This is a genomic window from Mesorhizobium sp. M1E.F.Ca.ET.063.01.1.1, from assembly GCF_003998155.1.
Taxonomy (GTDB): Bacteria; Pseudomonadota; Alphaproteobacteria; order Rhizobiales; family Rhizobiaceae; genus Mesorhizobium.
The window spans coordinates 1-10,828 of the sequence record NZ_RZSC01000138.1; the positions used below are offsets into that span (position 1 = coordinate 1).

Consider the following 10,828-nt stretch of genomic DNA (forward strand, 5'->3'; position numbering starts at 1 on the left):
GGCGACGGAGGCGGGAGGAACACGTCAGGCTCGTTCGCGCCTAGGTGCGGGCGAGCGAACTGTCTGTACCGCGCTTGAAGGCATAAAATGCAGCCCGCCGCTCCGCGTCACGTCTACCTCAACCTCGACGCCATCCGCGGCGTGGCGGCGATCAGCGTGATGCTCTACCACTTCTCGCCATTCCTTGCCGACGGCAAGGTGCTGCCGTCGAGCTATCTCGCGGTCGACCTCTTCTTCCTGCTCAGCGGCTTCGTCATCGCGCATGCCTATGACCGCAAGATCGAGAACGGCATGGGCTTCGGCACGTTCCTGGCGATCCGCCTGATACGCCTCTATCCGCTGTACCTCGCCGGCACGCTGCTCGGTTTCTTCTACCTGCTGGTCAAGAACAGGCTGATCCCGACGGAATACATGCCATTGTCAGAGATCGGCATGCAGCTGACGACAGGAATGTTCTTCATCCCGCTGGTCGGCGAGGCCTATCACACGATCTTTCCGCTCAATCCTGCGTCGTGGTCGCTGTTCTTCGAACTGATCGTCAACATCGCCTATGTCGCCGTCTTCTTCGTACTGTCGAGACGCGTGCTGACGGCGCTGATCGGCGTCAGCCTCGTTCTGCTGATCGTCGCCTCGGTGTACGCCGGCACGCTCGATTTCGGCATGACCGGCAAGACCATCGTCAGCGGGCTGCCGCGCGTGTCGTTCTCCTTCTTCCTGGGCGTGCTTCTGTGCCGGTCGATGGCGGGCTACCAGGGCAATCTCGGCTTCATGCGGCGCGGCTGGTGGGTCGAGGCAGCGATCCTGCTCACGTTGGCCGTGTTCGCCGTCGCGCCGGCGGGCGGCGCGCGCGTCGCCTACGACCTCGCCTCTATCGTCATCGTCTTCCCGCTCATGGTCGTGACCGGCGCCGTGGCGCCGACCGCGCCGCGTCTGGCAGGCTTCTATGGCTGGCTGGGGCGGATCTCCTACCCGATCTACATCATCCACACGCCGATGCTGATGATCATCGCCGGTGCCGGCAAGGCGGTGTCGGTCGACCCGTTCGCGCATCATCCGTGGTTCGGCATCCTGATGGCGGTCGCGGTCATCGTCATCGCCGACATCGCCACCCGCATCTACGACGAGCCGCTGCGCCGCTTCCTGCAGCGGCAGATGCAGCGCTCGCGGGCCGTGGCCTAAGGGTCTGACCTTAATCTCGACAGACCTTAGAGCGGTTCAGATGTCGATCAGACCGGGGCCGGCATGTGGCCGGCGGCCGGCTTTTCATCCTGGACGGGAATGGCAACCCGCCGTCGCCGGGCAACCGGCAGCGGGCTCAGCTTGAACAGGCCGTAATAGACGATGAAGGAGGCCATGAAGTAGGGGCCGAGGATCTCGACCTCGAAGAAGGAGCGGATCAGCATCAGCCCGACGGCGCCGGCCAGCACCACCGAATCGGCGCTCCAGTCGCCGAACACCACCTTCGATACATGGCCGTAGAAGGCGCGCAGGATGATCAGCGCCAGCATGGTGACGCCGACGAAGCCGATCTCGACCAGGGTTTCGATATAGGTGTTGTGGAAGTGGAAGCCGGTGCGGGTCGTGATGTAGAATTCCGCCCACAACCGTTCCGGATCGGCGAAGCCTTGCACCCAATAGGCGGCATAGCCGTAACCGAGCAGCGGATGCAGTTGCGCCGCCTCCCAACCCTGTTGCCAGAGATAGGTGCGGCCGGTCAGCGTCGAATCCTTGCCGAAAATGCCGAGCACGACGTCCAGCAGGCCAAGGTTCAGCGCGGCCACCACGCCGGCCACCAGCGCGCCGCCGCCGACCACGAACAGCACGCGGCGGTAGCGCCGCGACAGCACCCTGCTCATGGTGAGCAGGATGACGACGCCGAGCACCGCCGGCAGAGAGGCGACAGATGTCGCCGAGTGGCAGATCGCCAGCATATATGCCGACATCAGGATGATCGGCGCTGTCCAGACGAAGCTCAGCCAGTTGCGCCGATAAAACATCAGGAAGACGAGGGACAAAAAGATGCCGAGCGACGAGAAGAAGCCGACCTGGTTCTTGGAGGCGAAAGCGCCGACGAAATTGAAGGTGCCGTCGATTATGTCCAACGCGTAAGCGTTGACTTTCAATGAGTAGAGCAGGACGAAGAAGATGCCGATCAGCGAGCCCAGCACCAGCGTACGAACGCTGATGGTGCGAGCCGCGATATAGGCACAGACGATGTGCGAGGAATATTGCACCGCCGCCCGCGCGCTGGTGCCGGCCGCCTGCGACCAGAAGACCGACAGGCAGACATAGGCCGCAAAGAGTATCGGCAGCCAGGCGCTCGAGAGTTTCCAGGTGAAGCGTCGGTAGTCGACAAAGAGCAGCGGCAGCCAGACCGCGTAATAGGCAAGGATCAGGATCTGGCCGAAATTGCTGGAATAGGCAAAGGCAAGGACGGAAACCGCCACGGCAAAGGCGCCATAGGCCTTGTTCGCCTCGGGATCGAGCAGAATGGATTTCGGAATCTTCATGCCGGATTTCTTGTCCGTTCAGCCTTGGACCGGTTCAGCCTCTGGTAGCCGGGCACGCCAATGTTCGGCCTGGCCAGATCATTGTGCACTGCAGCATAACCTATCGCCCCAGCGCCGATGGCTCAACCGGAAATGTTGTCACGGGCAAAAAGAGGCGGCCATCCGAGGCCTGTCGCATAGCGAAAAGGCCGGAATGGGGCGGCGGCGCAGCCGGCCTCAAGCCATCGTCGACCGGGCGACGGCGGCCTGGATGAGCCGATCGGCAAGGATAGCCAGAAAGCTCATCCTGGCCGGGCATCCGACCGCCAACATCGCCGAGCGGCTCGGCATCACCGTCGGCACGGTAAAGAACCACCGCCGCCGCATCTACGAAAAACTCGACATCACCACCGAGCGCGAATTGTTCCTGCAATTCTTCCAGCACCGGATGGAGGCCTGAAGCCGACGCAGTTTCCGGCCGCGCCCCTGTCAGCCGTGCAGTTCCCTGGAAATCGGCGGACCGACGACAAAGTCGGTGAAGGTCACTTCGAAGCCTTCGCGCTGCGGCGAGCAGCACATCAACCCGACATCGACGCTCCGCGAGGTCGGGAAATAGGCCAACCGCACCGGCTTCCAGTGACCATCCGCGGCGTCCAAATATTGAACGCGGATCGCCTCCGCATGACGGGTCAGGCGAATGCGGACGCCATTCGGGTCCGCGTTGATGCCGACCAGTGACCAGTCCGACCGATCGTTGGTGACGACGACCGAGAAATAGGCGAGGCCGTCGGTGTATTCGATGCCCGCCTTGATCCAGTGCGTTTCGCTCAAGCGCACCATCAGCCCGGCCTGGTCGTAGAGCGCTTTATAGTCGCCCTTGACGGTGACTTCGGCGCTGAAATCGCCGGCTATCGGCCGGTAGAAGAAATGGCCATTGTCACGCCGGAAGCCATAGAAGGTCTCACGCCAGAAATCGGTCTCCATGCCGGTGCCGACCTGGAGCGTCCCGTCGCCGAACGTATGGTGCGGCGGCGGGTTGAGCCAGGTCATTCCGGCAAAGCCCGACATTTTGAGTCTTCCAGTTAGCCGGCGAATGTATAGGCCGTCTTCACGGTGGTGTAGAACTCCATCGCATAACGGCCCTGCTCGCGTGGGCCATAGCTCGAGCTCTTGCGGCCGCCGAACGGCACATGGAAGTCGACGCCCGCCGTCGGCAGGTTGACCATGACCATGCCGGCCTCGGAATTGCGCTTGAAATGCGTCGCGTGCTTCAGGCTCGTCGTGCAGATGCCGGAGGTCAGGCCGAAGGGCGTGTCGTTGGCCACGGCGAGCGCCTCGTCATAGTCCTTGACGCGGATGACGTTGGCGACGGGCCCGAAGATCTCCTCGCGCGAAATGCGCATGGCATTGGTGGCGCCGGTAAACAGCGCCGGCCTCAGATAGAAGCCGGGCGTTCCGCGCTCCAGCCGCTCGCCGCCGAAGGCAAGCTCGGCGCCCTCCTGGCGGCCGATGGCGATATAGTCCTCGTCCTGCTTGAGCTGGGTTTGGTCGACCACCGGCCCGATCTGCGTCTTGGCATCCAGCGCATCGCCGATGACGAGCTTGTTCAGACGCTCCTTCACCGCGTCGACGAAGCGGTCGTGGATGCCGTCGGTGACGATAAGACGCGAGGATGCCGTGCAGCGCTGGCCGGTCGAGAAATAAGCGCCGTTGATCGCGCAATCGACAGCAACCGCAAGGTCGGCATCGTCGAGCACGACGAGCGGGTTCTTGCCGCCCATCTCGAGCTGGAACTTGCGCATATGTTCCACACTTGCCGCGGCGACGCGCTTGCCCGTGCCGACCGAGCCGGTGAAGGAGATGGCGTTGACGTCGGGGCTGTCGAGCATGGCCTGGCCGACGATCGACCCCTTGCCCATGACGAGGTTGAGCACGCCCTTGGGCAGGCCGGCGCGGTGCAGGATGTCGACGATGGTCCAGGCGCTTTCGGGGACCAGCTCCGCCGGCTTGAAGACGATTGTGTTGCCGTAGGCGAGCGCCGGAGCGATCTTCCAGGCGGGAATGGCGATCGGGAAATTCCATGGCGTGATGATGCCGACGACGCCAACGCCCTCGCGGGTCATCTCGACACCGACGCCCGGCCGAACGCTCGGGACCATCTCGCCCGACAGGCGCAGCGTCTCGCCGGCGAAGAAGTCGAAGATCTGCGCCGCCCGGATGGTCTCGCCGACACCCTCGACCAGCGTCTTGCCTTCCTCGCGCGCCAGCGAGCGGCCGATCTCGTCCTTGCGGGCCATGATTTCGTCGGCGGTTTTTTTCAGCACGGCATGACGGGCCAGCGGTCCTGAGCGCGACCAAGCCGGGAAGGCCGCCTTGGCTGCCGCGATGGCCTGTTTTGCTTCCTCCGGCCCGGCCGAGGCGTATTCGCCGACGACATCGTTGGTGTTCGACGGGTTGATGTTGCGCGAGCCGGCCTCGCCCAGCCACTCGCCGTCGATAAGGTTCTTGCGGAGCACGGTCATCTTGTTTCCTTCGAGATTGGCTGAAGCGGCAACGCGCCGATCATTTGTCAGACAAATGCTATACGCAATGCCCGCCGAAAGGTCTAGCCGAGAGCTTTCGATAAAGGTAGGCGCGCGGCTGGGGAAGTCCATCGAGCTTGCCCGCGACGACCTGTCACGATTTGAAGCTTGACGGCCTCAGACCGCGAACGACCAGAAAAGGCAGGCGAGCGTTACCGCGGCAAAGACGACGAAGAACAGGCTTCTGAGCAGGATGTTGCGGCGAAGCTCGTTCATGGTGAGATGCGCGCCCACGATCGCGGCCACAAACAGAAAGCGCCAGTTGAAAAGCGCCCAGAGCACTTCATGCTGGCCGAAGGCCCATCTGGCGAGCAGCGAGCCAACGATGGTCGCGAACAGCACGATCGTCGCCCAGAAGATCGCGTCGGCGGCATGAGTGAGCACGATGCCGGCGGCGCGGATGGGCAGGATCATCATCAACAGCGCGCTGAAGAAATAGATGGCGGCAATCGCAAGGAAGGAGCCGGCATCGGCAATGCCGTCGAGGCGCTTCACGCCGAAGGCGCCATAGGGGTAGCCGTGCCTCGCCACCGCCAGTGAAAGCGCCATCAGCAAGGCGCTCAGAACCGTGACCAATGCGAATGTGCTGAGAGCCTTGCTCATGCCGTTCCCTGCCGAGACGAATCAACGGGAACGATTTTAGCCCAGGGCTTCTGACCCTGCACCGATGGGCTAGCCGATCCGATTGCCGCTTGCAGGATCGAACAGATGCAGCGACGCCGGATCGACTGACAGCCGCACCGTGTCGCCCGGCCTGACATTGCTGCGGCCCATGACGAAGACGCAAACCTGCTGGTTGGCCAGCCTGACATAGAACTGCGTCGACAGGCCAAGCGGCTCGACCACCTCGACCTCGGCCTTCAGCGCGCCATCGTCCACCAGCCGGATGTGTTCCGGTCGCAGCCCGACGGTGAGCGCATCGCCGTCCTTCAGCGGCAGCCCGTCGGGCAGCCGGAGCTTCTGGCCGTCGGCCAGCACGGCATCCACCTTGCCGCCCTTGGCAACCTTCGCCGGCAAAAAATTCATGCCGGGCGAACCGATGAAACCGGCGACGAATGTGTTGGTCGGCCGGTCGTAAAGCTCCAGCGGGTGGCCGACCTGCTGCACATAGCCGTCATGCATGACGACGATGCGGTCGGCCATGGTCATGGCCTCGACCTGGTCATGCGTGACATAGACCGAAGTGGTCTTGAGCTGCTGGTGCAGCGCCTTGATCTCGGCGCGCATATGGACGCGCAGCTTGGCGTCGAGGTTCGACAGCGGCTCATCGAACAGGAACACTTTCGGGTCGCGCACGATGGCGCGGCCCATGGCGACGCGCTGGCGCTGGCCGCCGGAAAGCTGGCGCGGCAGGCGGCCGAGAAAGCTTTCAAGGCCGAGGCGCTTGGCGGCGGCACCGACCCTGCCGTCGATCGCCGTCTTCTCGGCCTTCTTCAACATCAGGCTGAAGCCCATGTTGGAGGAGACGTCCATATGCGGGTAGAGCGCGTAGGACTGGAACACCATGGCGATGTCGCGGTCCTTGGGCGCGACGTCGTTGACGAGGCGCTCGCCGATGCGGATCTCGCCGCCGGTAACCTCCTCCAGGCCGGCGATCATGCGCAGCAGCGTGGACTTGCCGCAGCCGGACGGCCCGACCAGGACGACGAATTCGCCGTCAGCGATCTCGAGATTGACGCCGTGCAGGATGCGCAGCGCGCCATAATCCTTCTCGACATGTTGCAGCGTGACGGAAGCCATCGATTATCCTTTGACCGCGCCGGCGGTGAGGCCGGTGACGAGATAGCGTTGCAGGAAGGCGAAGAAGACGCAGACTGGGATCAGCGCCAGGATGGACGCCGCCATCATCTGCCCCCAGTCGACCGCGAACTTGCCGATGAAGGTGAGCAGGCCGACGGCAAAGGTCTTCTGCTCGTCGCTGGAAATCAGCATCAGCGCGAAGAGCAGCTCGCTCCAGGCGGCGGTGAAGACGAAGCCGAGCGTGGCGCCCATGCCGGGCAAGGTCAGCGGCACGATGACCCTGCGCATCGCCTGAGCGCGCGTGCAGCCGTCGATCATCGCCGCCTCCTCCAGGTCTTTCGGGATGCCGTCGAAGAAGGACTGCATGAGGAAGGTGGCGAAGGCGGTGTTAAAGGCGGTGTAGATGATGATCAGCCCGGTCAGGCTGTTGGTCAGGCCGAGATCGCCCATGATGCGGTAGATCGGCGGGATGACCATGACCAGCGGGAAGGTCTGGGTGAGCAGCAGCAGGATGGCTAAAGTCGCCTTGCCGCGAAAAGCGAAGCGCGACATGGCGTAGCCGGCGAGCGTGGCGATCACCGTCACGAGCGCCGCCGTCGACACCGAGACGATGACGCTGTTCAGGAAATAGCGCGGGAAGTCGGAGGCTTCGAGCACGGTAGCGAAGTTCTGAAAAGTCATCTCAGACGGCCAGAAGGTGATGCCTTCCGAATAGAGCAGGCGCTCGGGCGTCACCGATATCTTCAGCGTCCAGAAGATCGGGAACAGCGCGAAGATCACATAGGCGGCAATCGCTGCGTAAAGGCCGATGCCGCCGGCAATGCGCGAGGAGGTGGAGCGACCGGCGATCATCAGACATGCCTCACAAACGTACGGCGGATGGCGATCAGGCCGATCGCATAGGCAATCAGCAGCACCAGCAGCAGCACGGCGACAGCCGAGGCATAGCCCTTGTCCAGCGACTTGAAGGCGCTGACATAGATATAGACCGGCACCGTGCTGGTCGAACCCGCCGGCCCGCCTTCGGTCATGACGAAGATCAGATCGGCGAAGGTGGCGATCCAGATCGTGCGCAGCATGACGGTGATGACGATGGTCGGCGCCAGGAACGGCAGCGTCACCTTGGTGAAGCGCTGCCAGGGCGAGGCGCCGTCGATGGCCGCCGCCTCATGCAGCTCGGACGGGATCGACTTCAGCGCGGCGAGCAGCGTGATGGCGAAGAAGGGGATGCCGAACCAGATGTTGGCGACGATCGGCCCCCACATGGCGGTGGCCGGATCGGAGAGCACATTGGTCGGCTCGGCCTTCAGCCCAAGCGCGAAGAGCCAGTGCGGCAGCGGCCCGATGATCGGGTTGAACAGCCAGGCCCAGGTGAGACCCGACAGAAAGGACGGCACCGCCCAGGGCAGGAACACCACCGCCTGCACGATCCTGCGGCCGTAAAACGGCTTGTCGAGCAGCAGCGCCAGACCTAGCCCGAGGAAGAACTGGAAGAACAGGCTGGCGACGGTCCACCATAGCGTGTTGACGAGAGCCTGGCCGAGCACCTGGTCGGACAACATCGCCTCGTATTGGCCAAGGCCGACATATTCCGACTTGAAGGCCGAGAATTTGCGGAAGGAATAGCTGATGCCGATGATCAGCGGCACCAGGAGCACCACGACCAGCAGGACGATAGCCGGCGAAAGATAGAGCCATGGCTCGATCGCGGCCTTGCTCAGCCGCTTCTTCCGCGGCCGGCCGGCGGATCGGATTTCGGACACTGCGTAGGTCATACGGGGCTCGCGGTGAAAGGTGGGGGCCGGCGTGCCAACAGGCAGGCAAATGAGGGGCAGCGCGAACTTATGAAATGCTGGCGCCGCCCCTCATCCGGTCCTTCGGACCACCTTCTCCCCGTTAACGGGGAGAAGGCAGAGAGGGCGTCACTTCTTATTCTTGGCCAGCCAGGCCTGTTGTTCCTTAGTCAGGAACGCAGCCCATTCGTCAGCCACCTGCTTGGCCGGCTTCTGGCCGAGCAGCACTTCCTGGAAGTTCTTGATCGCCACCTGGTCGACGAAGTTGCCGAGGTTCTCGAGATGGGTCGGCGGGGTCACCATTTCATATTTGGAGCTGTCGCTGAGCTCGGTGAACCAGCCCTTGAACTGCTCCGTCTTGAAGTGAGCGTCCTGGTCGGCGCCGTTGTGGATCGGGACGACGCCGACTTCCTTGGCCCATTCCAGATTGTCCTTGGGCGACAAGAGCGTCGCCATCAGCTTCCAGGCCTCGTCCTTGTGCTGGGAATTGGCGAACATCGCCCAGCCGGCATAGCCCAGCGTCGGATAGGATTTGCCGCTCGGTCCCACGGGAAGCGGAGCCACGGCGAAGTCGTCAGCGCTCATCTTGTCGGCGATACCGAGCAGCGCGTCGGGATCCTGGTTGAGCATGGCGCAGGTGCCGGAATAGAAACCGGTCACCGTCTCATTGAAGCCCCAGCTCACCGCATCCTTCGGCGCCAGCCCATTCTTGTACATGTCGGCCAGCATCTGCAGGCCCTTGACCGAGCCCTCGTCGTTGATGGTCGAGGTGCCGTCGTCGGTGAAATAGCCGCCCTTGCCGTCGGCGATGTTCATGAACATGTGCATGCCATTGAAGGCGCCGGGGCCGCCGCGAAGGCAGTAGCCGTATTTGCCGGGGATGGCCGAGATCTTCTTGGAGAACTCGACGAACTCGTCGAGGGTTGCCGGCGGACGGTCGAGGCCAGCCTCCTTGAACAGCTTCTTGTTCCAGAACAACGCGTTCACATAGTAGCCGTAGGGGATCATGAACTGGGTGTTGTTGACGGTCGAGCCGAACTGCTTGGCGCGGTCGCCGAGCGTCTTGGCGTCGTCCCACTTGGCCATATATGGGCCGAGATCCTCGAGCTGGCCGTTGTTGGCATAGAGGCCCATCCAGCGTTCCGGCATCTCGACGACGTCAGGCGTATCGCCAGCCTGGACCATGGTCAGGAATTTTTCGAAGGCCTGGCCCCAGGGCAGCGAGACGAGCTCGACCTTGATGCCCTTGTTGGCGGCTTCGAATTCGGCGATCTGCTTCTTCAGGAATTCGGTGCGCGGCGGGCTGGTGATGACCTCGACCATCTTGATCGTGGTGTCGGCCAGCGCACCGCTGGCGGAGATCGCCAGGCCGGCAACGGCGGCAAGCATCAGCGTCAGTCTTTTCATGTTCAGGACTCCCATTTTGAACAGTTATTTTTTTGACTTGTCGAAGGCCTGGACGACGTCCGCCCAGAGATCCTCGACATTTTCCAATCCGACATTGAAGCGGATGGTTCGGGGGCTGACGCCGAAGCGCGCCATCGAATTCAGACCCGGCGTCTGCTCGAGCGAGGCCTTTGCCGGCACGACCAGGCTTTCATGGCCGCCCCAGCTGACGCCGATGCGGAAAAGCTTCAGCGCATCGACGAAAGCAGGAATGTCAACATCCTCCGTGACCTCGAAGGAGAACAGTCCGGCATAGCCGGCAAGCGTCTTCTTGCCGGGGTGATTGGAGTAGGCGGGATGGTTGACCCGCTCGACCTTGCCATACGCCTTGAGCCGCTCGGCAAGCGTCAGCCCGCTCTTCATGTGATGCGGCAAGCGCAACGGCAGGGTGCGCAGGCCGCGCAAGAGCAGCCAGCCCTCGAACGGCGAGAGCTTGCCGCCGAGCGAGGAATAGGTCTGCTCGTTGATGTGTTTGATGTGCGCGGCGGACCCAGCCACCACGCCGGCGACGGTGTCGCTGTGACCGCCGAGATATTTCGAGGCCGAATGCAGCACCAGATCGACGCCATGCGCAATCGGCTTCTGGAATACCGGCGTGGCCCAGGAATTGTCGATGGAGGTGACAATGCCCTGTTCCTTCGCCAGCCGGGTCAGGTGCGCGATGTCCTGCAGCTCGAACATCATGGAGGTCGGGCTTTCGAGATAGAGCAGCTTGGCGCCGGGAAGCGCCGCCGCGACAGCGTCTGGATCGGAGCCGTCGACATAGTCGACCTTGATA

The 10,828-nt window shown here is 62.9% G+C and carries 10 protein-coding genes and 1 pseudogene; 2 read left to right on the top strand and 9 right to left on the bottom strand.

The window, feature by feature from the left end:
• The first annotated feature begins 87 nt into the window (after window positions 1-87).
• On the top strand, window positions 88-1,179 hold the full coding sequence (locus EOA29_RS12885) for an acyltransferase (RefSeq protein ID WP_126090570.1): 1,092 nt from the start codon (window positions 88-90) through the stop codon (window positions 1,177-1,179).
• Between the two features lie 47 nt (window positions 1,180-1,226).
• On the opposite strand, the gene EOA29_RS12890 is transcribed toward EOA29_RS12885, so the two are convergent.
• Window positions 1,227-2,510 carry an O-antigen ligase gene (locus EOA29_RS12890; protein ID WP_126090571.1) on the bottom strand — a complete coding sequence of 428 codons (1,284 nt, stop codon included), beginning with the start codon at window positions 2,508-2,510 and terminating at the stop codon, window positions 1,227-1,229.
• Window positions 2,511-2,790: 280 nt separating this feature from the next.
• Here EOA29_RS12890 and EOA29_RS12895 point away from each other — a divergent pair.
• Window positions 2,791-2,949, top strand: a pseudogene (locus tag EOA29_RS12895) (helix-turn-helix transcriptional regulator); the annotation flags it as partial.
• Between the two features lie 29 nt (window positions 2,950-2,978).
• Here EOA29_RS12895 and EOA29_RS12900 read toward each other — a convergent pair.
• From EOA29_RS12900 to EOA29_RS12935, 8 genes are all read right to left on the bottom strand, one after another.
• Entirely contained in the window at window positions 2,979-3,557 is a 579-nt protein-coding gene (locus EOA29_RS12900) for a DUF1349 domain-containing protein (RefSeq protein ID WP_126090572.1), read from the bottom strand.
• A gap of 14 nt (window positions 3,558-3,571) precedes the next feature.
• Window positions 3,572-5,011, bottom strand: a complete 1,440-nt coding sequence (locus EOA29_RS12905; protein WP_126090573.1) for an aldehyde dehydrogenase family protein — start codon at window positions 5,009-5,011, stop codon at window positions 3,572-3,574.
• A gap of 177 nt (window positions 5,012-5,188) precedes the next feature.
• Window positions 5,189-5,674 carry a hypothetical protein gene (locus EOA29_RS12910; protein ID WP_126090574.1) on the bottom strand — a complete coding sequence of 162 codons (486 nt, stop codon included), beginning with the start codon at window positions 5,672-5,674 and terminating at the stop codon, window positions 5,189-5,191.
• A 69-nt stretch (window positions 5,675-5,743) separates the two neighbouring features.
• A complete protein-coding gene (ugpC, locus tag EOA29_RS12915) occupies window positions 5,744-6,811 on the bottom strand; it encodes a sn-glycerol-3-phosphate ABC transporter ATP-binding protein UgpC (RefSeq protein WP_127220974.1) in 1,068 nt (355 codons plus the stop codon).
• Between the two features lie 3 nt (window positions 6,812-6,814).
• On the bottom strand, window positions 6,815-7,663 hold the full coding sequence (locus EOA29_RS12920; RefSeq protein WP_126090576.1) for a carbohydrate ABC transporter permease: 849 nt from the start codon (window positions 7,661-7,663) through the stop codon (window positions 6,815-6,817).
• Entirely contained in the window at window positions 7,663-8,586 is a 924-nt protein-coding gene (locus EOA29_RS12925; protein WP_126090577.1) for a sugar ABC transporter permease, read from the bottom strand. The genes EOA29_RS12920 and EOA29_RS12925 overlap by 1 nt, the downstream gene beginning before the upstream one ends.
• 147 nt (window positions 8,587-8,733) lie before the next feature.
• Window positions 8,734-10,011: a sugar ABC transporter substrate-binding protein gene (locus EOA29_RS12930; RefSeq protein WP_126090578.1), complete on the bottom strand. Its 1,278-nt coding sequence runs from the start codon at window positions 10,009-10,011 to the stop codon at window positions 8,734-8,736.
• A gap of 24 nt (window positions 10,012-10,035) precedes the next feature.
• Window positions 10,036-10,828 (bottom strand): PLP-dependent transferase (locus EOA29_RS12935; protein WP_127220975.1); only part of this gene is annotated, 793 nt, incomplete at its 5' end.